16 protein-coding genes are annotated in these 23,951 nt (G+C 60.2%); 12 read left to right on the forward strand and 4 right to left on the reverse strand.

From position 1 onward, the window contains the following. The first annotated feature begins 476 nt into the window (after nucleotides 1-476). From HXW87_RS03275 to HXW87_RS03305, 7 genes are all read left to right on the forward strand, one after another. Nucleotides 477-1,922, forward strand: a complete 1,446-nt coding sequence (locus tag HXW87_RS03275; RefSeq protein ID WP_239778423.1) for an alanine/glycine:cation symporter family protein — start codon at nucleotides 477-479, stop codon at nucleotides 1,920-1,922. 172 nt (nucleotides 1,923-2,094) lie between these two features. Further along, the gene (locus HXW87_RS03280) at nucleotides 2,095-3,099 is read left to right on the forward strand and encodes an asparaginase (RefSeq protein ID WP_121182786.1); all 1,005 of its coding nucleotides are present in this window, start codon (nucleotides 2,095-2,097) and stop codon (nucleotides 3,097-3,099) included. Between the two features lie 302 nt (nucleotides 3,100-3,401). After that, complete coding sequence (locus tag HXW87_RS03285) at nucleotides 3,402-4,394, forward strand: AraC family transcriptional regulator (protein ID WP_239778424.1); 993 nt, start codon at nucleotides 3,402-3,404, stop codon at nucleotides 4,392-4,394. Between the two features lie 210 nt (nucleotides 4,395-4,604). Beyond that, nucleotides 4,605-5,630, forward strand: a complete 1,026-nt coding sequence (locus HXW87_RS03290; protein WP_182403093.1) for a histone deacetylase family protein — start codon at nucleotides 4,605-4,607, stop codon at nucleotides 5,628-5,630. Further along, nucleotides 5,627-6,727, forward strand: coding sequence for a polyamine ABC transporter substrate-binding protein (locus tag HXW87_RS03295; RefSeq protein WP_239778425.1), 1,101 nt, complete (start codon nucleotides 5,627-5,629; stop codon nucleotides 6,725-6,727). The genes HXW87_RS03290 and HXW87_RS03295 overlap by 4 nt, the downstream gene beginning before the upstream one ends. A gap of 152 nt (nucleotides 6,728-6,879) precedes the next feature. Then, complete coding sequence (locus HXW87_RS03300; RefSeq protein ID WP_239778426.1) at nucleotides 6,880-11,451, forward strand: DUF6543 domain-containing protein; 4,572 nt, start codon at nucleotides 6,880-6,882, stop codon at nucleotides 11,449-11,451. A gap of 26 nt (nucleotides 11,452-11,477) precedes the next feature. Next, nucleotides 11,478-15,992, forward strand: a complete 4,515-nt coding sequence (locus HXW87_RS03305; protein ID WP_239778427.1) for a hypothetical protein — start codon at nucleotides 11,478-11,480, stop codon at nucleotides 15,990-15,992. Nucleotides 15,993-16,024: 32 nt separating this feature from the next. Here HXW87_RS03305 and HXW87_RS03310 read toward each other — a convergent pair whose 3' ends face one another. Then, nucleotides 16,025-17,587 carry a PLP-dependent aminotransferase family protein gene (locus HXW87_RS03310; protein WP_239778428.1) on the reverse strand — a complete coding sequence of 521 codons (1,563 nt, stop codon included), beginning with the start codon at nucleotides 17,585-17,587 and terminating at the stop codon, nucleotides 16,025-16,027. 92 nt (nucleotides 17,588-17,679) lie between these two features. Between HXW87_RS03310 and HXW87_RS03315 the strand changes: the two genes are divergently transcribed. The 3 genes from HXW87_RS03315 to HXW87_RS03325 are packed head-to-tail and all read left to right on the forward strand — an operon-like array spanning nucleotide 17,680 to nucleotide 19,444. After that, nucleotides 17,680-18,303, forward strand: coding sequence for an FMN-binding negative transcriptional regulator (locus tag HXW87_RS03315; protein WP_182403103.1), 624 nt, complete (start codon nucleotides 17,680-17,682; stop codon nucleotides 18,301-18,303). A 10-nt stretch (nucleotides 18,304-18,313) separates the two neighbouring features. Continuing rightward, a complete protein-coding gene (locus HXW87_RS03320) occupies nucleotides 18,314-18,760 on the forward strand; it encodes a GNAT family N-acetyltransferase (protein WP_239778429.1) in 447 nt (148 codons plus the stop codon). Between the two features lie 12 nt (nucleotides 18,761-18,772). After that, nucleotides 18,773-19,444, forward strand: a complete 672-nt coding sequence (locus HXW87_RS03325; protein WP_047297329.1) for a GNAT family protein — start codon at nucleotides 18,773-18,775, stop codon at nucleotides 19,442-19,444. Between the two features lie 88 nt (nucleotides 19,445-19,532). Here HXW87_RS03325 and HXW87_RS03330 read toward each other — a convergent pair whose 3' ends face one another. Then, on the reverse strand, nucleotides 19,533-20,432 hold the full coding sequence (locus HXW87_RS03330; RefSeq protein WP_239778430.1) for a homocysteine S-methyltransferase family protein: 900 nt from the start codon (nucleotides 20,430-20,432) through the stop codon (nucleotides 19,533-19,535). Between the two features lie 109 nt (nucleotides 20,433-20,541). Here HXW87_RS03330 and HXW87_RS03335 point away from each other — a divergent pair, with 109 nt between their 5' ends. Then, nucleotides 20,542-21,363, forward strand: a complete 822-nt coding sequence (locus tag HXW87_RS03335; protein ID WP_222017547.1) for an ABC transporter substrate-binding protein — start codon at nucleotides 20,542-20,544, stop codon at nucleotides 21,361-21,363. Then, nucleotides 21,360-22,196 carry an amino acid ABC transporter permease gene (locus HXW87_RS03340; protein ID WP_047297332.1) on the forward strand — a complete coding sequence of 279 codons (837 nt, stop codon included), beginning with the start codon at nucleotides 21,360-21,362 and terminating at the stop codon, nucleotides 22,194-22,196. Before HXW87_RS03335 ends, HXW87_RS03340 begins: the two co-directional genes overlap by 4 nt. Before the next feature lie 31 nt (nucleotides 22,197-22,227). Here the strand turns inward: HXW87_RS03340 and HXW87_RS03345 are convergent, their stop codons facing one another. Further along, nucleotides 22,228-22,506: a helix-turn-helix transcriptional regulator gene (locus HXW87_RS03345; RefSeq protein WP_239778431.1), complete on the reverse strand. Its 279-nt coding sequence runs from the start codon at nucleotides 22,504-22,506 to the stop codon at nucleotides 22,228-22,230. Then, nucleotides 22,503-23,855, reverse strand: a complete 1,353-nt coding sequence (locus HXW87_RS03350; protein ID WP_239778432.1) for a HipA domain-containing protein — start codon at nucleotides 23,853-23,855, stop codon at nucleotides 22,503-22,505. The genes HXW87_RS03345 and HXW87_RS03350 overlap by 4 nt, the downstream gene beginning before the upstream one ends. Nucleotides 23,856-23,951: the final 96 nt, after the last annotated feature.

Consider the following 23,951-nt stretch of genomic DNA (forward strand, 5'->3'; position numbering starts at 1 on the left):
TAGCTTCACAGGCTTTAGGGATGGAGTAATTCATCTCCACGACCAAGCGAATGGCTTCTGCTTTTTCCTCTGACGTAACAACCCGATATCCCATGATGCTTCCTTAAATCGACGCTCCTACATCATGGTCTAAAAAAATTCGACCACAACACGGCAGCTCCTACATGATGGATGTAACACTGTAGGAGCTGCCGAAGGCTGCGATCTTTTGATTTTGCAGCAACTCTCGTTTCGTCGCTTGCACCACGAGCGTGCAGACGGGCGCCGCACTGATCGGTATAGTGCCGCCCCTCTTCGCGTGAGCGGTCGTCGGTAACGAGGCCATAACCCATGCGAAACCCGAACTAATAACAAACCCGCGAAATGGACCGGGACGAAACCTTCGCCTCACCTGTTGTGCCGTGCGCAAACCGGTGTAACGCGATGTTTCTGAACATCCAGCATTTGCTTACACAAAAAACAGCGAGGAAAAATCCATGCTCGAAGTCATCAACGACTTCCTCTCAGGGAAAGTACTGATCGTGCTCATTGTCGGGCTCGGTAGCTACTTCACGATTCGCTCGCGTTTCGTTCAATTGCGCCACTTCTTCCACATGTTCGCGGTGTTCCGCGACAGCCTGAAAAGCAGCGGCGGGCAACTCAGCTCGTTCCAGGCCCTGATGCTCAGCCTTGCCGGCCGCGTCGGTGCAGGCAACATCGCCGGTGTCGGCATCGCCGTGACCCTCGGTGGTCCGGGTGCGGTGTTCTGGATGTGGGTGACCGCACTGGTCGGCATGTCCAGCAGCTTCTTCGAATGCACCCTGGCGCAGGTCTACAAGCGCGCCGACGGCGACGGCCTGTACCGTGGCGGCCCGGCCTACTACATCCAGCACGGCCTGAAACTCAAAGGCATGGCGGTGGTGTTCTCGATCCTGCTGCTGGTCACCTACGGCTTCGCCTTCATCGGCCTGCAGTCCTACACCGTGACCCACTCGCTGCAAAACGCCTTTGCCTTCGACCCACGCCACACCGGGATCGTCCTGGCGGTGCTGCTGGCCATCACCTTCATCGGCGGCATCAAGCGCATCGCTGCAGTGTCCGACCTGCTGGTACCGGTCAAGACCCTGGCCTATATCGGCGTGACCCTGTACGTGATCGGCACCCAGATCGAGCACGTGCCAGCCATGCTGGAAACCATCTTCAAAAGCGCCTTCGGTCTCGACCCGGCCTTCGGCGGCCTGCTCGGCAGCGCCATCGTCATGGGCGTGAAGCGTGGCGTGTTCGCCAACGAAGCGGGCCTGGGCAGTGCGCCGAACGTCGCCGCCGTGGCCTCGGTGAAACACCCGGGCGCTCAGGGCGTGGTTCAGGCCTTCAGCGTGTTCCTCGACACCTTCGTGATCTGCACCTGCACCGCGCTGCTGATCCTGTTGTCGGGCTTCTACACCCCGGGCTTCGAAGGTGACGGCATCGTCCTGACCCAGAACTCGCTGGCCGCCGTGGTCGGTGACTGGGGGCGCATCTTCGTCAGCGTTGCGCTGTCGCTGTTCGTCTTCACCTGCATCCTCTACAACTACTACCTGGGCGAAAACAGCCTGCAGTTCCTCAGCCGCAACCGCGCTGTGCTGATGGTGTTCCGCGGTCTGGTGCTGGCGCTGGTGGTATGGGGTTCGATGCAGGATCTGTCGACCGTGTTCGCCTTCGCCGACATCACCATGACCTGCCTGGCCTTCGTCAACCTGATGGCCCTGGCCATGCTGTTCAAGGTCGGCATGCGCGTGATGCGCGACTACGACGAACAGCGCCGCGCCGGCATCAAGCAGCCGGTGTTCGACTCCAGCAAATTTACCGATCTGGATCTGGACCTGAAGGCCTGGCCGACCGAGGCGCCAGCCGCCGGCAAGACCGCAGTCGAGCCGCAAGGCATCCCTGCAGCGCAACGCTGACAGGTGAATGACGGGCGCATCCCCTGCGCCCGTCAGTTATTGTGATGCAATAACCTGTAGGAGCGAGCCTGCTCGCGATAGCTGTCTTTCAGCCAACATCAATGCTGAATGATGAATCGCCATCGCGAGCAGGCTCGCTCCCACAAGGACCTCATCCTTTCGGAGAATCCCCATGAATTCGTCGACTTATCCCGCCGCCCAACACGTCATGGTGCTCTACACCGGTGGCACCATTGGCATGCAGGCCAGCGCCAACGGTCTGGCCCCGGCGTCCGGTTTCGAAGCCCGCATGCGCGAGTACCTGCACAGCCAGCCCGAACTGGTGGTGCCGCAATGGCGCTTCCGGGAAATGTCACCGCTGATCGACAGCGCCAACATGACCCCGGCCTACTGGCAGCAACTGCGCGAAGCGGTGGTCGATGCGGTGGACGTGCAAGGCTGCGACAGCGTGCTGATCCTGCACGGCACCGACACCCTGGCCTACAGCGCTGCGGCGATGAGCTTTCAGTTGCTCGGCCTGCATGCCCGTGTGTGTTTCACCGGCTCGATGCTACCGGCCGGCGTCACCGACAGCGATGCCTGGGAAAACCTCGGTGGCGCGCTGGTCGCTCTCGGCCAAGGTCTGGCGCCGGGTGTGCACCTGTACTTTCACGGTGAGCTGCTGGCGCCGACGCGTTGCGCGAAAGTGCGCAGCTTCGGCCGTCATCCGTTCAAGCGCCTGACGCGTCAGGGCGGCGGCATGAAAGCCACGTCGATTCCGGCAGCGCTGCACTACGACCAGCCAAAACAATTGGCGAATGTCGCTGTGCTGCCACTGTTCCCCGGCATCAGCGCCGGGATTGTCGACGGGTTGCTCGACGGCGGTATCCAAGGGCTGGTGCTGGAGTGCTACGGCAGCGGCACCGGGCCGAGCGACAATCCCGAGTTCCTCGCCAGCCTTGGCCGCGCGCGGGATAACGGCGTGGTGGTGGTCGCGGTCACGCAGTGCCATGAAGGCGGGGTCGAGCTGGACGTTTACGAGGCCGGCAGCCGCTTGCGTGGCGTGGGTGTGTTGTCCGGTGGCGGTATGACCCGTGAAGCGGCGTTCGGCAAGTTGCAGGCGTTGCTCGGTGCTGGCCTGGAATCGGCTGAAGTGCGCCGGCTGATCGAACTCGATCTGTGTGGCGAGCTGATCTGACACCACCCGCCCCCTTGCGGGAGTGATCCCCTGTGGCGAGGGCGCTTGCTCCCGCTCGACTGCGCAGCAATCGCCGTGTTTTGNTGGCGAGCTGATCTGACACCACCCGCCCCCTTGCGGGAGTGATCCCCTGTGGCGAGGGCGCTTGCTCCCGCTCGACTGCGCAGCAATCGCCGTGTTTTGGGGCCGCTACGCGCCCCAGCGGGAGCAAGCTCCCTCGCCACAACAGCGCTCCCACCGTTTGATCTGTGTGCGGCATATAACTTGCTGCCGTTTTCAGCACCCCCAGGCTGGAAGATCACATGCTGCACTCCCACCTCACTACCCTCAACGCCGTCTCTCTAATCCTCAACATCTTCAAAGATGAAGGCCTGTCGAGCGACGCGCTACTGGCCGGCAGCGGCATCAGCGCGGCGGATCTGAACCGCGCCGACACGCGCATCACCACCAATCAGGAAATGCAGGTGTGCGCCAACGCGGTTGCGCTCAAGCACGACATTGGCCTGGAACTGGGCCGGCGGATGCACGTTTCCTGCTACGGCATCCTCGGTTACGCGCTGCTGACCTGTGCCACCTTCGGTGACGCTTTGCGCCTGGCGATTCGCTATCCGGCGCTGTTGGGAACACTTTTCGAACTGAGCCTGGAAGACAATGGCGAGCGCGTCTGGTTCGTCGCTGCCGATTACCGCGAGAGCCCGGAGATGGCGGTGTTCAACGCGGAATTCTGCCTGGTGTCGCTGAAGGTCATCTGCGACGACCTGCTCGGGCATCCGCTGCCATTGCTGGCGACGCGTTTTGAACATGCCGCGCCGGATTATCGCGACAGTTATGCCGAGCACTTCGCCAGCCCGCTGCACTTCGCCGCCAAAGACAACGCCTTCGCCTTCGACCGGCGCTGGCTCGATCAACCGTTGCCACTGGCCGACAGCATCACGCATCAGGCCATGGCCGACCGCTGCCGCAAACAGAACATCGAATTCACCGGACGGCAGGCGTGGCTGGGGCGGATTCGCCAGCTGCTCAGTGCCCAGCTCAATGCAGCACCGGGCCTCGAGGGGCTGGCCCAGCAGATGAAATGCTCGCCGCGCACCTTGCGCCGTCACCTCAAGGACATGGGCAGCAGTTATCAGGAGCTGCTCGACGAACTGCGTTTCGAGCGCGCCAAGCAGATGCTGTGTGAGGATCAGTTGCCGATCTACCGCATCGCCGAGACCCTGGGTTTCAGCGAAACCGCAAGCTTCCGCCATGCGTTCGTGCGCTGGAGCGGCGTGGCGCCGAGCCAGTTCAGACCCTGAAGATCAAAAGATCGCAGCCTTCGGCAGCTCCTACGCCGATCTGTGTAGCAGCTGCCGAAGGCTGCGATCTTTTGATCTGCTGGAAAGGGGCGAATTGCGGTCAGTTTTTTTGGCCATATCGATCCCCTTTTGGCCTTTCCTGCCGTTCTCCGTTGCGCCGCGCGCCGCAACACTGGGGGCAACCGAATCAGCCCCTGCGGAGAACAACAAATGCTGACCATCTACTCGGACGATCACCACCTGCACCACGGCCGCTGCGAGCTCATCGACGGCCAGCTCAAGCCGTGCTTCGAGATGCCATCGCGTGCCGACCACGTACTGCAACGGGTACAGCACCAGAACCTCGGTTCGGTGGAGGCGCCGAAGGACTTCGGACTGGAGCCGATCGCGCGGATTCACAGCCGCGACTACCTCGACTTCTTCAAAGGCGCCTGGGCGCGCTGGACCGAATTCAACACCGACGGCGACCTGCTGCCTTACACCTGGCCGGCACGCACGCTGCGCCAGATCAAACCGACCAGCTTGCACGGCCAGCTCGGCTACTACAGCTTCGACGGCGGCGCGCCGATCACCGCCGGCACCTGGCAAGCCGCCTACAGTGCAGCGCAAGTGGCGCTGACTGCCCAGGCGGAAATCCAGCGTGGCGCACACAGTGCGTTCGCCCTGTGCCGGCCACCGGGACACCACGCCGCCAGCGACTTGATGGGCGGTTATTGCTACCTCAACAACGCCGCCATTGCCGCTCAGGCATTCCTCGATGCCGGCCACAAGAAAGTCGCGATCCTCGACGTCGACTATCACCACGGCAACGGCACCCAGTCGATTTTCTACGAGCGCAGCGACGTGCTGTTCACCTCGATCCACGGCCATCCGGAAGCCGAGTTTCCGTTCTTCCTCGGCTACGAGGATGAACGCGGCGAAGGCGCCGGCGAAGGCTTCAACTTCAACTATCCGCTGCCGGCCGGATCTGGCTGGGAGGTGTGGAGCGCGGCACTGGAGCAGGCCTGTAACGAGATCGACAGCTATGGCGCCGACATCATTGTCGTGTCGCTGGGCGTCGACACGTTCAAGGACGACCCGATCTCGCAGTTCAAGCTCGACAGCCCGGATTACCTGGCGATGGGCAAGCGCATCGCCGCCCTCGGCAAACCGACGCTGTTCGTGATGGAAGGTGGCTACGCCGTCGAAGAAATCGGCATCAACGCGGTGAACGTGCTGGAAGGGTTCGAACAATGAACCGACTCAAGCACTGCATGGCGCCAGCCCTGTGCGCGGCGCTGCTCAGCGTCGGCGTCCACGCCGAAGAACGCACCTTGCGCGTCTACAACTGGTTCGACTACATCACGCCCAAGGCGCTGGAAGACTTCAAGGCGCAGAACAGCCAGACCAAACTGGTCTACGACATCTTCGACACCAACGAAGCGCTGGAAGCCAAGCTGCTGACCGGTAACTCCGGCTATGACGTGGTGGTGCCGTCCAATGTGTTCCTCGCCAAGCAGATCGAGGCCGGGGTGTTCCAGCCGCTGGACCGCAGCAAACTGCCGAACTGGAATCACCTCGATCCGAAACTGATGAAGCTGATTGAGGCCAACGACCCGGGCAACCAGTTCGCCGTGCCATACATGTACGGCACCATCCTGATCGGTTTCAACCCGGCCAAGGTCAAGGCCGCACTGGGTGACAGCGCGCCAGTGGACAGCTGGGACCTGATTTTCAAGGAAGAGAACATCAGCAAGCTCAAGCAGTGCGGCGTCGCCCTGCTCGACTCGCCGTCGGAGATTCTGCCGCTGGCCCTGCAACACCTGGGTCTGGATCCCAACAGCAAAAATCCGGCGGACTATGCCAAAGCCGAAGCGCTGCTGATGAAGATCCGACCGTACATCACTTACTTCCACTCATCCAAGTACATGGCCGACATCGCCAACGGTGACATCTGCGTCGCGGTCGGTTATTCCGGCAGTTTCTCGCAAGCGGCCAACCGCGCCAAAGAGGCGAAGAACGGTGTCGTGGTCGACATGCGCCTGCCCAAGGAAGGCGCACCGATCTGGTTCGACATGCTCGCCATTCCCAAGGGCGCGAAGAATCCGCAAGACGCCTACACCTTCATCAACTACCTGCTGCAACCGGCAGTGATCGCTCCGGTCAGCGACTTCGTCGGCTACCCGAACCCGAACAAGGACGCCACCGGGCTGGTCGATCCGGCGATCCGCAACAACCCCAACCTGTACCCGACCGATGCGGCGATGAGCACGCTCTACACCCTGCAACCGCTGCCGCGTGATGCCGAACGGGCGCGCACACGGGCCTGGACCAAGATCAAGTCCGGCACCTGATCGCTTCGCATGACCAAGACCTGCGCACGCGCAGGTCTTTTTTTGCCTGCAATATCTATCTACCACCTCGAATACTTCACCTGTCACTACCTTGCAACGGATCGCCCACCGCACCCGCGCTGTGCCTGCCGCCCTGCACAAAGGATGTGACCATGACCGAAACACCGAGCCCCTCTTCCACCCCTGCGCTGTCTACCGACCGGGATGCCCTTCTCACGCAACTGGTCACCGGGCCGTCTATCAGAGAGGTGGCGACCAACGCCCTGCAACCTTCGCTCAACAGTCTGTACCCGACACTACGAATCGATCCTCGACTGGCCATGGTCGTGACACCAGGCTGGACCGTTCAGGATCAGCAGGTCGTCCCCGGACCGTGGTATTTCGAATCCCTGACTGACATCCTCGTGCGTCTCGGCGTTGGCGCCACATCGGTGACCTGGCTGGACGGCGAGCACTACCTGACGCTGCAACCTCTGGCACCGACCCCAGTGCAACTGCCCGTCGACATCGAAGCCATCGCCAGACTGCTGAATGAACTGGCACCGTTGCTGTTCGTTGCGTTTGCCGAACAACAGGTCGAATACTGGAATCAGTTGACCCGCGCGTCGATGCCACGCTGGAAGGAGCTCGCCAGATCCCTGCGCGAGCTGTGGAACGTGCAGTCCCATCCAGCTTGGGACGACGACCAGCGCGCCATGGCTCGCGGTCTTTTCGACTATCCGCAAAAAACCACGCGCCATGTTCATGACCACTTTCTCTCACGCGCCTGCCTGATCGACCTGGATACCGATGACAACGGCGTTTCCAGGCACCTCAACGTGCTCGATATGGCGGTCCTGATCGGCACGCTCGGCAAACGTACGCTGATTCTCACGCACACCATCACTCAAGGCTTTCAGGCCTTCGACTCGTTGCAGGCATTGGGCGCGTCACTGCACACGCAGATCGAAGGCAGCCCGCCAGGCACCTTGCAATGGCGATTGATCGAACCTGAGGGCGATTACTTCGACCACTTGGCGTGCAACCTGATCGCCCTCCAGGCCGATGCCATCACTGCGCTCGCCACACAAACCGACTCAATCAGTCTGGCCCCGCCTATCAGCCGCACCACTCACGGACTCAATCCGACAGACAGCCAATCGCCCTCTCGTTTCAAGCAGCTACAGCAAGCACTGCCCGAATGGATGGCCAAGGCATCGTCTACCGATCTGACCGCTTACAGCCGCCACTTGATGGAATTGGCGCAGGTGCAGATCCAGAACAGCGGGCAGTCGTTCGATGACGGTATCCCGCCGATTCAGGAGTTCGCACTGAAGCAACTGCGCGAGGCGATGCTCAAGGACCATCCCGATGCGGCGGAACTGAATCTGGCCGACATCCGGATCGTGGTGGAGAGTGTGGTGGTGTGGGGCGCGTTCGCGCCGCCGCTTGAATCCGAGCGCAGTACCTTCAGCCTTGGCGACCTGGCGCTACAAAACCTCATCAGCCTGCCAACGGGCAACAAAACCGTGTGCAGTCTCAACGGCAGCCCGGTGCCGGCGTGGATGACGGCAAGCTATCTGGCAGCGCTGATCACCACGGTCGACATTGGCCGGACCTATCCCGCCCTGATCAAAAGCAAACTGCGTGATGATTCGCTGGAAAGCCTGCGCCGGCAGAACCTGTTCACCAGCCGCTTGCGCGTTGAACTGCCGCTGCTCGCCTTGCAACAGAAAATCCGCGCACAGGCCGGCGTCGATGAGACGGGGTATCGCTATATCGCTGCCGTCGTGCAGATAGTCGATGCCAATCGCCGGGTTGACGGTCAAGAGATCGTCATTCGCCCGCTGGCCCTCAATCCGGCGTGGCGCCCGGGCCAATCCACGGACGAAGTCGCCAACATGTACGTCATCGGTCCCCGGCAGATGGACAAGGGCCCATGCCTGCTGTACCGGCCTTTGCTTGATCATTGCCTGAGCCAGTACCCCTCGCCGGCCAACCTGCTTTACGCGATCAAGCATTCGCCGACACTGCGGCAATCAGTCCTTGCCTGGCTGCCAGGTAACGTCCGTGCCAATTACGCCAACTATGTGTTCAGCGACGACCGGCCGACGGTATGGTCGCTCTCGCAACTGCTCGCCGACCCACTGACGTCGCTGCAAATGAGCGGAACCCTGGCGCTGGGAACACAGGTTCTCAACACCGATTACCTGGCGTCTGTCTTCAAGGCCAATGTCAGCGCCATGATCGAGCTGGCTGATCGACAATCGATCTCTAACAGCGAAAATCGCTGGGAAAGTTTCAAGCGAGCGGGTTGGCTGATTCTCAACGCCGCGCTGCCGTTTTTCGGGCGTACGGCAGGCACCGCCGCGTGGATCTGGCAAATTCTGGACGACTTGCAGCAAACCCTCGATGCCGGCGTCACCGGTGACACCGAGCAGCAGAAAAGCGCAATGACCGATCTGTTGTTGACCCTGGCCATGGTGCTCGCCCATCACGCCAACACGCGCAACTGGGCACATGACAGAACCGAAAGAGCGTCAGCGACCCTTGCCGACACCGTCAGCAGGCCTTCGACACGCACGCCTGTGACGATTGTTCAGCAGGCCGATGTGCTGGGCGAGCATCCGGTTCAGCACCGAAGTTCATTGCACACCGATACCGCATTGAACCTGGCCAAAACCCTTGATCGCTTCGCCGTCACTCGCCCGGCTTCACTGGTGCCACCGGCCAGCGAAACCGGCCTGCATGCCTATCTTTACCGTCACGCCACCCGCTACTACGCACCAGTAGGTGAACGCTGGTTCGAGGTAACGGTTGAGGCCACGGGTGACGTATCGATCATCAATAGCGAACAGCAGCCTGGGCAACATGGGCCTGCGTTGATACGTAATCGACGGGGCGAATGGTTCGTCGACACCCGCCTGCGTCTGCGCGGAGGAGGCCTGTCCAGACGCCGCCTGGCTAAACGCCAGGAAAACCGCGAACGCATCGCGGCGCTCAAGAAACAACTCACGGAGTTCGATGCCCAGCGCGAACAGGCACGTCAGGAACTGACAGCCGCTTATAACGCCATGAAGGCGGCCAGCGACCAGACATTACTGACCGAGCAGACTCGCTTCCTCGAACTGCTGGAGCGCCGGACCGGAGAATACGCGGCCCCGATCGAGCAGTTGAAAGCGTTGAATCTGCTGGAGACGGTGCCCAACTTCCGTAGCGCCATGACCGAGATGCTCGGTACGCAGTTGTTCTTCAACCAGACCTGGCTCGATCAGCGCAACCCCACATTCGCTCAAGCGCTCAGGGAAACCCTGGTACTGCTTGAAGCACAAGAGGCGGCCCAAGGTGCCGGTGACGTTGCGACCTATCGCAAGATGTCAGACTTAAGCGAAGGCATGATCAACAGGATCGAATTCGCCCACTCGCGCTTCCAGGAACTGAGCCGGTTGGGCAAGAGCGCCGCACAAATCGCCAATACCTATCGCACTAAGCTTCCTGCTTACAGTGTCAACGATCTCAAGGCGCTGCAGGTTTCGCTGGCGCGCGATCTCTGTTTGAAAGAACAGGCGCCGGCAGGCCCGAGCCAGGCGCAAGCCGATCTCGTACGCTTGATCGACAGCAGCAATCTGGTCATCCAGACCTCTCAGGAACTGATGACCGAACACCCCAGCCTCGGGACCAGCGAACGGATCGAAGGCCTCAACGACCTGCTGGAACAGTTTGCCGACATCGCTCAGTCGCTCGAAGATTTTCAGGTCAACCACAAGGACGAAATCCTTGATCTGCCGTTCGAACATCTACGCACCCGAATCGGCGAATTCCAGCAGCAGACCGAAAAGCACCTGGCGCAACTGCTGCTGGATCACGCGCCTGTCAAACCTCTTCCCGGCCCTTCGAGGCCAGCGCCGGCTTCACGCAAACGAGTCATCAAAACCCGTTTCAAAGGCACGGTCGTTGGGGAACTGCGTCCTTCGGCGCCAGGACAACCGATCCTGCTCGATGTAAAAGCGCCCATGACCGGCAACGTGATTGCCACCTTTCATGAAAAAACTCCGGGAGTCTGGGTCGAGCGCGTACAGCCCGGTCGTCGTCACCCCACGGCCTCCGCCACGGATCTCGCCACGCAACTGACTCAAGGCCAGACGCTGCTGGAGGGCGTGGAAGGATTCATCCGACAGACCGAGGTGCACGCGAAAAAGCCCGGGCGCATCCCGATAGAAATCGAAGAATTGTTTCAGCACAAGGCCGAACAGCTTGATGAGCAGGCAAAAAACCTGGAGCAGGCGCGCCTGCGGGCCAACAGCACCGAGGAACCACCCGCGCTGATCGCGCAGCTGCATGCAGCCTGTGGGCGCCTGTACGCCGAGGGTTACCGGGTGCGGGTGCAAATGATCAAACAACAACCGCCCACGGCTGCCCGGATCCAATGGTTATTAAGCAAGGAGGAAGTCGTCATTGTCTCGAGCGGAGCCCGACGCCGATTGAAAGGGCCGCGCAAGGATTACTTGCAGGAGTATGAGATTCGCGAGCGAGGCACCGGCAGGCCGTTATGGTACGCCCACTTCCATTACGACAGCCTCGACGCGCCTGTCGATGCCTTCACGGCGGCCCACCTGAAACTTCAGGAACAGCGGCGCCTGGCCGGCGCCATCGATTTGAGCTCCGCCAGCAGCAACCCGCAAATCATTGCCATCTATCGCAGCGCGATCAGCCCGCAGCAGGCACGCGCACTGTTTTTCAAATGAACCCGCCACGTCAAAAGGAAGTGACCATGAGCAACGATTCAGAGAACGGCGAAACCCGGACACTGCTACAAAAAAGCCTGATCATCCACCAGACCAGTCGCGGCCCGACAATCGATGAGGTCGCCGCCACCATGCTCCGCAAGGCACTGAAAGCGCGCTATCCGCAACGAGATATCGATCCCGATGTGACCAAGATCGCAACACCGCAATGGCAGTGGCTCGACGGTAATCTGATGGCCTTGCCCACCCGATACGAATCGCTGACCCAGACCCTGATCCGCCACTGTCTGAGCGGTTCCAGTGCCAATTATCTGGAGGGCGAACACTATCTGACCCTGAATCCCCAGGCCACGCCCGTGGTGCATCTGGACGTCGATATCGAAACCATTGCCGTTGTACTCAATGACTGCTCGCCCTTGCTGTTCGTGGCTTTTGCCGAACACCAGCTGGAATATTGGAACAGTACTCAACACCAGGTGCCGCGATGGCAGGCCCTGTCCGAAGCATTGCGCAAAGCGCTGGACGTGAGCAGCGCTGACGGTTGGGATGAGATTCAGTGCCGGGTCGCGCGGGCCATCTCTCAGCAACCCGATAAACAGAAACGTCTGATCCAGGACAAAACACTGGCGGCCATTCGGGTATGCCTGCTGGATATGGATGGCGTCGATGCTCAAGGCATCGCACATCACTTTCTTCTGGGGGGCGCTGCCGTGGTGACCGGACGTTACGAGCAACGCGATCTGGTCATGATGTACACCGTGGAAAACGGTTATGAAACGTACGACTCTCTTGAGCAACTGGGTGATTCATTGCCTTCGCGCATCGCATTGCCGAGCGGTCAGAACCTGCAGTGGCAATTATTCGAACCCGAAGGCAATTTCTTTGATCACATGGCCTGGGCGCTGGTCTCCAGCCAGCTGGATGCCATTAAGGCATTGACCCGACAAAGCCTCGTCACCGCAGCACAATCGCCGAGCGGCACTCTTCCCTCTGTGCTGGACGACAGCGAGCCGCCAGCGAACGCACTCATCGGTCTGAACGAGGCAATACCCGACTGGCTGTTTGGCGCATCGGCCGCCGACCTTGATCAGTACAGCCAATCGATCAATGCCCTGGGCCAGCTTTATCGCCAGGCAGACACTGCCCTGCAACCGATTCCGGCTATCGACACTTATGCACAGAACCGTATGCGTGAGGCGATTCTTGCCGAGCAGAAAACTGCTGTCGGGCTGCCGCTGGAGAACTTGCGCATCCATGTCACCCATAGTTTCGAATCGGGCGGCGTGACGCTGCCCAATCCGCACGACACTCACACCGAAACCCTGGCTGAGTACGCACTGCAAAACAGCGCGCCGTATCTGGCCTCCATTACGTTCAGCCCGGCATACCCGGTGCCGTCCTGGCTGACGGTCGCCTACCTGACGAACATGGCGGCCAAGGTTGATATTGGCCAGGCCTACCCTGAACTGATCAGAAACAGATTGATTGACGATCCGGTGCAAGCACCGTTGCAGCAGGCTTTTTACATCAGCCAACTGCAAGCGCTGCTTCCCTTGATTGCGCTGGAGTGCAAACGGCGTGGCCTTGGCGGTATCGATGAGCAGGGTTATCGCTTTGTGCGTGAATGGCTCAAACCGACGCCCGGCCGGCCGCGTACCGTAGGCATCCGTCCCCTGAAGTTCGTGCAGGCCGGGCAGGACAACGGTGACACCGTCACCAATATGTTCATCATCGCTGATCGCAATAACGAGACCGGGCCTTGTCTGCTGTATCGCCCCTTGATGGATCAGCCACTGCTGCAGTTCCCTTCGACACAAAACCTGTTGTACGCCTTGCATCAATCAGGCGCCTTGAGAGATTCGGTACTCGCCTGGCTGGCGGATTCGCAAACCAGCTTCAAATATGAGCAATACACGTTCCCTGTCGGCCTGCCGAGTCCATGGCTGGGGGCACAAATGCTTGCCGAGCCCTGGACCTCCGCGAACTGGGCCGGGCCTGTCGAGTTGTCCACACAAGAGCTGACCGGGGACATGTTTACGGTCCTGTTCAAGACCCATGCACTGGCGATGGCCGAGCTCGCGGACCGTCAATCACTGTCTAATGCGCAACGACGCTGGAACCTGCTGCGCGACAGCGGCTGGGCGCTGCTCAACGTGGCCGCAAACTTTCTCTGCGGCCCGGCCGGAGCCGCGATCTGGGTCTGGCAAAGCATCAGTGAAACTGATCAAGTCGTTGACGCATACAATCGCGGCGATCAGCGTGCCCAATGGAGCGCCATTGCCGACATGCTGCTGAACATGGGGATGATTCTGGCCCATCACGCCGCCGCTCGACGCAAGACCGGCACCCGCACCGCAACAATGCCCAGAGTCGAAATCATCCGCCCGACGAGGCCTGCGCTGCCCACGGTTACGCACATCAATACCGTCATGACTGGCGAGCTGCCTGACAGCCACTGCTCTTCGCTTGCAGCCAGCGGCTCGGTACCTCGTCGCTCGACATCGGCGTTGGCAACGTTTTTGAACGGGCTGGCAGTCTCGCCTCCTGACTTGACCGCGGCCAATCTGGAAACCTTGCTGCGCGGCAAGGCGCCCATGTATCGCCTCAATTCAAAGACCTTTGCCCAGGTCGGTGAGCGCTGGTTTGAGGTCATGGAAAACGATGACGAGCAGGTGCTGATCGTCTATCCGAAGACGCCTTCAAACACCGGGCCTCTGTTGATCCATAACCAGCGGGGTCAATGGTTCGTGGACACACGACTGCGCTTGCGCGGCGGCGCCGGAGGCACAAGCCTCAAGAGCCGGCTCAAGGCTCAGCGCAAGGAAAAGGAAACGCAAAGAAACCAACTGGGCTCGGCCCTGGACGTTTTCAGAGGTCAGGAAGCCACGGCTAACGCCGCCCTGGAAACCGCTCAGACATCATTGCTGGGCAGTTCGGGGCAAGCCCATGAAGAGGCCTCCAGACGCTACCTTGAGCAGGTGGAAAAACTCATAGGCGATTACGACGAGGCCCTGAAAAACCTCGGCCAGTGGCGCCTGCTGGGCGGAACGGAGGGCTATTTCAGCGAGTTGCAGCGCATGACAGTGCTGCTGCAGAAAAACCTCAGCCTCTGGTTCGTCCTCAAACGCAACGCGTACTCGCAGCTGACTCAAAAGCTGGTCGAGAACACCGTGATCGATTCATCGAGCGCATTGCAGTCGCATATTCAGGAGGTGCAACAAACCCTGGCGTTGAGCCAGGAAATGATTGCCCGCCTGAAACAGTCCAGCGACTCCCTCGCCGCGCTTGATGCTACCGGCAGCGCCGGCATGACCACCGCCCAACAATTGCGCAGCCTGCTGCCTGCTTTTACTCAATGGGACTTGAAATCGAATGCCATCGGCATGTCCCATGAATTATGCCTGCGTACCACGGCCACCGAAGCGGCACGGGAAGCAACCGGTGTATTGATTGTCGAAGCGGCAACCGCCAGCCACCAGCATGCCGCCTTGCTCAGATCGCCCGATACGGGACAGAGCGTGGAGGCGCGCATCGATCGCTTGAGCCGGTTGATCGATGTCTATGATGACGCCGAACAACGTCTGGGCGACTTGCCAGGCGAGTACCCCGACATGATCGACCGAACCGAAATCGAGCGAATCAAAAGCCTTATCGGTGAGTTCAGGCAGTTGGCCCAGGAACAATTGAGCGAAGGGCTGCCGGAGAACGCCGACAGAGCCATGCCGCTCGCGGCAAAGCCACCGGTCGCAGGACCGTCTCGCCCCGCCGGCAAGGTCACCAAGAGTCGTCCACGCGATCCTGCACCCGCCAAGCCGGCAACCGCGAGCGACGCGTTGCTGCAACAAGTACTCCCGGTTGCCCCGAAGGCGGCTCCCAAAGCGCACCTCGACGATATCGACATCATCGATGACGCCCTGACGCAAAATGAGCACGTCCAGGCGTTCATCGACCGGACCCGTCGCGATGCGCTCAAACCCAACCGCATACCGGCTGACATGCAGGATCTCTTCAATAATCAGGCCCGCCGACTGGAGCAGTTGGCAAGCAATGTTGAACAAGCCCAGGCGCGCATCGTCGCCGGCGGTGGAACGCGGCTGCCCGTCGCAACCTTGAGCATGGAACTCAACGGCGCCGCCGAGCGCCTGCGCGCCCAAGGCATCGCCGTGCGCGCAGAACTGCTCAAACATCGCCAGCCGCGACAAGCCTACTTGCAATGGCTGCTGGAAAACGACCAAGTGCGGGTCGCAAGAAACGACCAGGGGCGGATCAGGACCAAAAAGCGCCAGGATTATTTTCAGGAATATCAGATACTCGACAGCACTGATCAGGACCGACCGCTGTGGCTGGCGCACTTTCACTATGATTCGCTGGCAGACCCGCCAGAACAATTCACCGCCGCACACCTGAAAATCGCCGATGCACACCTGCAGTCGCTCAGTGCCGAACGTCGTAAAGCCTTGAGTAGTCTGACGCCGCTTGATTACGTCTTGCGCCGGATCAGTGATCCGAGTGTGTTCCTGCAACTCGAACCACGCCCTTGAGAACGGATGCGGGCGCCTGCATGGCTCCCGCTTCAAGTCAAAGGGGTGCACCAAACCGTTCGCAAACGCTGGAGCGCCGCCTCGATCGCCTGTTCAGACACGGCTGCGAAGCCCAGAACCAGCCCGGCACGACGATCGACCGGAACCGTCGAGTCTTCCAGCCAATAGCTGCTCAAGGCATTGATTTCGACATCGACACCGCGCGCCAGATCAATCAGTTCGCGTTCGCGTGCCACATTCTCGACGGCAACGGTCAAGTGCAGCCCGGCGGCGACAGCGGGCAATGGGCCGATGCCCGCAATATCTTGCGGCCAGCCACCGAGCAGACTGTTGCGCCGACTCAACGCCGCGCGACGCATGCGCCGGATGTGCCGCTGGAAATGCCCGGCGGCCATGAACTCGGCCATCACCGCTTGCGTACTGACTTCCGAATGACGCACATCCACGGCGCGCCGTTGGGCAAAGGCATCCACCAATCCCGGCGGCAACACCAGATAACCCAGACGCAATGCCGGAAAAGCGACTTTGCCGAATGTCCCGACATAAAGGACGCGCCCATGTCGGTCAAGGGCAGCCAAAGGGGCTAGCGGCGCACCGCTGTAACGGTACTCGCCATCGTAATCATCCTCGACGATCCAGCCCTGTGCGCGCTCGGCCCAGGCTAACAGCTCAAGCCGTCGAGCCAGACTCATGACCACGCCGGTGGGGTACTGATGCGATGGTGTGACGTAAGTCAGCCGACAGTCCTTCAGGTCCGCCAGTTGATTGCAGTCGATTCCCTCACTGTCCACCGCCACTCCGTGCAACCGCGCACCGACTACGGCGAAGGCATGACCGGCTGCCCGATAGCCCGGATTCTCGATCGCCACGCCGTCACCCGGCTCGACTAACAGCTGTGCACAAAGACTGATCCCCTGCTGCGCGCCACTGGTGATCACAATTTGCTCAGCTGTGCATGGCAGGCCTCGTGAACTGCGCAAATAGGCGGCGATCATGCCGCGTAATCGTGCATCGCCGGCCGGATCGCCGTAACACAGTTGCTGCAGATCCGGTTTGCGCCAGAAAGCCGCATTCAGCTTGGCCCAGACATCGAAAGGAAACAGATCGAACGCTGGAACACCCACCCGAAAAGCCCGGGGCGGGCCACTCGGTGGACGGGACAAATGATTGTTTTTGATGCGCGCCAGCGCAGCACTGTGGATAACCTTGCTGGATGAATCCACAGGCAAATCCAGCCCATCTGTGGATAAGGCTGTGGGTAAGCCTGTTGAAAACCCTGTGGATATTTTTGTGGATAGTTTTTTTGCCGGCAGCACTGTCTGGGGCAATTGGGCAACATACGTGCCGTCCCCCACCCGCCCCTCGATAAAACCCTCGGCATACAACTGGTCATAGGCCCGCACCACGCTGTTTCGCGAAATCGCCAGCGCCAGCGCCAAATCGCGACTGGCAGGCAAGCGCGTGCCACTGGCCAGGCGTCCATCCAGCACGCGCGCGCGCAACGCCTGATAAAGCTGACGGCTCAAACCTTGGCGGCGGTCGAGTTCGATTCCGGCCGGATTGAACGGCATAGACAGTGTGGTCGATTCGGGCATTGCAATGGACCTATGAAATTGGTCATCAATGGCTCTTACAACAGACCAATAGCCTGCCTAGGATGCAGGCATTCGCCAAGGAAAATCTCTCCATGTACACGCCCCGCGCCTTTGCCATCGACGACCTGTCGCAATTGCACGAACTGATCCTCGCCACTCGCCTTGCCATTCTTGTGAGTCACGGTGAAAACGGTCTGCAAGCCAGCCATGTGCCGGTGCTGCTGCACCGCGAACAGGGTCCGAACGGCACGCTGTACGGGCACCTGGCCAAAGCCAATCCGCAATGGAAAGACCTGCGCGACGGCGCCGAAGCGCTGCTGATATTTGCCGGCCCCGACGCCTACGTCAGCCCCGGGTTTTACCCGAGCAAGGCCGAGCACGGCAAAGTCGTGCCGACCTGGAACTACGTCGCCGTGCACGCCTACGGCCACGCGGAAACCTTCAGCGACGGCAGGCGCCTGCTCGACATCGTCAGCACACTGACTGATCGCCATGAAGCCGGGCGCGCGCAGCCGTGGAAGGTCGACGACGCGCCAGCCGACTACATCGACGGCATGCTCAAGGCCATCGTCGGTTTCGCCATTCCCATCGACCGCCTCGAAGGCAAGCGCAAGCTCAGCCAGAACCGCAGCGCCGAAGACATTGCCGGCGTGCGCGAAGGCCTCGCTGCCAGCCCCGACATCAATGACCAGACCCTCGCCCACTTGATGCGTTAAGGAAATCAGCATGAGTCAGATCCAGATCCGCCCGGTGACTGCCGGTGATCACACTGCCTGGCTGCCGTTGTGGCAGGCCTACCTGCGCTTTTACAACACCGAGTTGCCGGACACCGTCACGCACAGCACCTGGCAGCGCTTCCTCGACCCGAGCGAACCGACTCATGCCGCCCTCGCCTGGGCCGACGGAAAAGCAGTGGGCATGGTGCATTTCATCTATCACCGTTCCAATTGGAGCATCGAAAACTCCTGCTACCTGCAGGACCTGCTGGTAGTGCCAGAGACCCGTGGCACTGGCGTCGGACGCCGGCTGATCGAACACGTTTACGCCACTGCCAAGGCCGACGGTTGCTGCAAGGTGCATTGGCTGACCCACGAAACCAATGCCACCGCGATCCAGCTCTACGAGCGCATCGCCGATTGCCCGGGATTCATCCAGTTTCGCAAAGCCATTTAAGGAGCCGCGTGCATGACCACTTCCCTTGCCGACTGGAAAGGCGTCCCGGCGCCCACCAGCAAACTGCTCGAAGGCCGCTTTATCCGCCTGGAAAGACTTGACCCGGCGCGCCACGGCGACGAGCTGTTTAACGCCCTTGAGGGCCCCGGCGCCGACCCTAAGCTGTGGGATTACTTGCCCTACGGGCCGTTTCCGCAGCGCAGCGCGTTCAATGACTGGCTGAACAACCATGCGGCCAGCAGCGATCCGTATTTCTTCAGCATCATCGACCGCGCTACAGGCCAGGTGCAGGGCATTTTGAGTCTGATGTCGATTGTCCCGGCGCAGGGCCGCATCGAGATCGGCCACGTGACCTTCGGCGCGTCGATGCAGCGCTCGCCGAAAAGCACTGAAGCGGTGTACCTGCTCGCCAAATATGCCTTCGCGCTGGGCTACCGGCGCCTGGAATGGAAGTGCAACAACGGCAACGCCCGCTCCAAATACGCCGCCGAACGCCTGGGCTTCAGCTTCGAAGGCGTGTTCCGCCAGCACATGGTGGTCAAGGGCCAGAACCGCGATACCGCGTGGTATTCAATTCTGGATTCAGAGTGGCCGGCGATTGCGGCAGGGTTCGAGCAGTGGTTGAGCGATGCCAACCAGACGCCGACCGGGCAGGTGAAAGGCTTGGTCGAGTGCCGTAGTTAAATCGTCAAAGCAAAATCGGCAGCTCCTACAGGGTGAACATCAATCCCATGCAGGAGCTGCCGCAGGCTGCGATCTTTTGATCTGTTGTTTACCCCAGTTTCTGCGCCAGCACCGCAATGTGTTCCGGCCCGATCCCGCAGCAACCGCCCAAATGGCTGGCACCACGCCGCTGCCAATCCTTCGCCCAGTGCAGATACCCCGGCGGGTCCAGATCGTCGCGCAACGGATCGAGGCCGTCGTTGGCCGTCGCCTCTTTCGGTTGCGGTGGAAACGCATTGGCATACGCGCCGATATGAATCTGCACGCCCAGGCGTTCGAAGGTATCGCGCGCTGCGTCAATCGCCGCGCCGATCACTTCCGGCTGGCTGCAGTTGAACAGCAGCGTCTCGACGCCCAGCTCCGCCGCCACGGCCGCTGCCTCAGCCACCGGCTCACCGGAACGCAGACGCGGTACTTCGTCGGTGTCTTCATCCTTCAAAGTAAACGACAGCCAGAACGGTTTGCCGTCCTGCGGCAGACCGGCACGAATGGAACGCGCCTCGATGATCGAGCTCTGGGTTTCCGCCAGCCACAGATCGACATGCGGCGCCAGGCCGGTCACCAGTGGCGCCAGCAATTCGTTCACCCGCGTCGCTTCGAACAGATCCGGGCGATAGGAACCGAACAGCGGCGGTAACGAACCGGCCACCCGCACCGCTTTGCCCGAAGCCTGCACCGCACGCTGTGCCAGCTCCCCGGCCAACGCCGCCAGAGCCTGACCTTCAGCGGCAAACCGCGCCTCGCCGATATGAAACGGCACGACCGCATAACTGTTGCTGGTGATCACCTTGGCGCCGCTGGCGATGTAAGCGGCGTGCACCGCTTCGACCGCTTGCGGCGCTTCGATCAGGGCCAGCGCCGACCACTCGGGCTGCCGAAACGGCGCCCCGGCGCGTTGCAACTCACGGCCCATGCCGCCATCGAGAATTACCGTGCTTGCTGTGCCCATATGCTTTTCGCTCATATGCTTATGAATATTTCTCACTACCAGAGTAGTTCTTATAACTATTTAATACGCACCATTCGGTTAATAACAACCCCTTTTTCAGGTGTCGACTGTGAAACTTCAACCGCTACTGGCCTTGGGCCTGACGATTCTGGCCGCGTCCACTCAAGCCTTCGGCGGCGCCACACTCGATCGCGTCGAACAGAAAAAAGAACTGGTCGGCGTGCTGATGGAAAGCTACCCGCCCTTCTCGTTTCTCAATGAGCAGAATCAACTCGACGGCTTCGACGTCGACGTCGCCAAAGCCGTCGCGGAAAAACTGGGGGTCAAGCTGCGCCTGGAAACGCCATCCTGGGACGTGATTGCTGCCGGCCGCTGGAGCGGGCGCTACGACATCTGCATCTGCTCCATGACCCCGAGCAAGGCCCGCGCAGAAGTGTTCGATTTCCCGGTCGAGTACTACGCCTCGCCCGCCGTGATCGTGGTCAACGCCAAGGACGATCGCATCCACGGCGCCAAGGACTTGAGCGGCAAAAAAGTCGGCCTGACCAGCGCCAGCAGCTACGAAAGTTATCTGAACAAGAATCTGGTCATCGAAGGCGCCGAAGACACGCACCTGGAGTACCCGTTCGAAGATGTGCAGATCGCTCCGTACGATACCGACAACGTCGCCTTCCAGGACCTGGGCCTGGGCGCCGGTGTGCGCCTGGACGCCATCCTCACCAACCTGGTGACCGCGCAGCCGCGCCTGAATCAGGACCAGCGCTTCAAACTGGCCGGCGCGCCGCTGTACTCGGAGCCGAACTCGGTGGCCATCGAAAAGGGTGATGCCGAGTGGGACGCCAAGGTGCGCGAGGTGTTTGCGCAACTCAAGCAGGACGGCACGCTGAGCACGCTGTCGCAGAAATGGATCGGCGCCGATATCAGCCAATGACTGCCTTCCCGACACCCCCACAGCCGCCGCAACCGGTGGCTGAATCGCGCCTGCAACGGCTGCTTGGTTTCCGCACGCGCCTGTACCTGACCTGGGCGGTGATGTTCAGCCTGTTCGCCGGGTTTTTCCTGAGCTTCGATCTGAAGCTCTCGATCATCCTCGACAAGCTGCCGAATCTGCTTGGCGTGCACCTGGCGCCCAACGGCTTTCTGCAGGGTGCGGCGCTGACCCTGTTTCTTTGCGCGTGCGCCATCGTCGCTTCGTCTTTGCTGGGCTTCGTCACCGCCCTCGCGCGCCTGTCGAAAAGCGCCGTGGCGTTCGGGATCGCCAGTTTCTACACCTCGTTCTTTCGCGGCACGCCGCTGCTGATCCAGATCCTGTTGATCTACCTCGGCCTGCCGCAATTGGGCGTGGTGCCCGGCGCAGTGGTCGCCGGGATCATTGCCCTGTCACTCAACTATGGCGCGTACCTGAGCGAGATTTTCCGCGCCGGCATCCTCGGCGTGCCCTACGGCCAACGCGAAGCTTCGCTGGCGCTGGGCATGCGCGAGAGCGTGATCTTCTGGCGCATCACCCTGCCCCAGGCGATGCGCACGATCATCCCGCCGACCACCAACCAGTTCATCTCGATGCTCAAGGACTCGTCACTGATCTCGGTGATGGGCGTCTGGGAAGTGATGTTTCTGGCACAGTCCTACGGACGCTCGAGCTACCGCTACATCGAGATGCTGACCACGGCGGCGATCATTTACTGGCTGATGTCGATCGGTCTGGAGCTGATTCAGGCGCGCATGGAGCGGCATTATGGCAAGGCTTATGTGCGGCGTAGCTAGGTTAACCAGCACCTTGCGCCAGCGTCGGGTTTTAATTGACCTCTCGTCGGATCCGCACCACGCCCATTTTCAGTCCAAACGGACGAAACACCGCATTCAACGATTTCAATGTCTGGTTGCCCTCGCCATGCTCGATATGCACCAGCGTGCGAACCGATATTTTGCACATCCTGGCAAACTGGGTTTGATGCAGACCGGTCACTTCCACGCGTAGACGGCGAACCGCTTCACCGATCTCCAGTGTCCCTTGGGCCAGCGCCTCTTGAATGTTTTCGATGAGCACCGTGCGCTCGGCTACCGTCATGCTCATTTCAGATCCCACTCTTTCAAGCGTTGCTCCAGATTTTTCAGATGGATTCCCGGGTGATTCATCGTTCTGTCGGGCAAACCGCTCGCCGTCAATAGGTCGGGGAGCGCCGCCAGACGCTGGGCATCTTCACGCAAGCGTTCGAAAGGATCTGATGCGTCAGTCAAACCTGCCAAAGGGTCTTTGGGATCGGTGATATCAGCCAATGCGCGGCACACTCCCCGCCAATCGACCTCTCCCGCCCTCTCCAGATCTTTTGGCCATTTGGTTGTACGGGTCACACCCTCGTCATCCATGACCATCGGGGCCAAGTCATAGATCGGCGCCAGACGAAACGAACTTTCTTGGCGAATAATCGCGGTGTTACGACCATGGTTATCCGAATTACCGAGGATCTTGTTGATCAGATCCCGACGTAAGTAATCCATCACAAGTTCGGGAATCTGGCTAGCCTGTCCTGCTTTTCGCCAGAGCCCGGCGAGCATGCGGATGACATCCATATGGTTCATTGCACTTCCCGGCGCCGTTACTTCAGCCAGTGAATAAATCGACTCGACAGCAAAACGACTAACTTCACCGTTCGTTACTTCTCGATCAAAGCGCTGCATCCACAAGCTCGGCTTACTCGCTTCTTCTAATGCCAAACCTTCTACCGCGATCGTTTCAATGCCGAGTTTCTGAAGCGCCTTGTAGTAATGAAACTCGCTACGCAGGATATCTTGATCGACCAGACTTCCTTTGTTTCTGGCAAATTTTATAAACCAATGCTGCCTGACCTCTTCATCGCCCAATACCGCATCGGGGTACAAAAGGCCGGCCTTGTTTTCAGCCAACAATAGCTTCGGTGCCTCACCGCCTGCCCCTGTAGCACCACCAACTGCCGCGCCTTGCTCATAGGCGTATTCCAAAAAGCGACTGTCGCGGTGAACGACATCCTCACGCTTGAATCCGATGGGCTCACGCTCATCGACAGCCTCGGCCGACTCTTTTACGCGCATATTGCCAATGGGGGCTGGAGTGCTCTGGCCGAGCAGATACAGATCGGCACCGATATGCGCCGGTTTCTCCTGCCCCAGACGCGCAAGCAGAAATCTTTTGGCCGCTCCTGCGGGGGCAATGTCATAGACAAATGCGGGCGTACTGGAGCGTCGCCCTTCCCAATCCAATGGATACAGCGCACTGACGGCTTTGGAAAACGAAGAGCCTATGGCTTCAATATTTTCGACAAGGTATGGCGTCTCGTAGCCGAAACTGCAGCGACTTTCGAACCCCATTTCAGGATTGTCGAACCTTAGAACCATGGCGTCGTGCCATTTCCCAGCACTGAATATCTGTAATGTCAGGTTGTACATGTCTCAACACCTGCATTTAAATGCATTTAAACAGGGAATTCATTGTCCTCAGATGCAATATAGTGCATTTCCACGGATGATGGCGCGGTGCAATAT

The organism is Pseudomonas sp. Y5-11, assembly GCF_022368695.1.
Lineage (GTDB): Bacteria > Pseudomonadota > Gammaproteobacteria > Pseudomonadales > Pseudomonadaceae > Aquipseudomonas > Aquipseudomonas parakoreensis.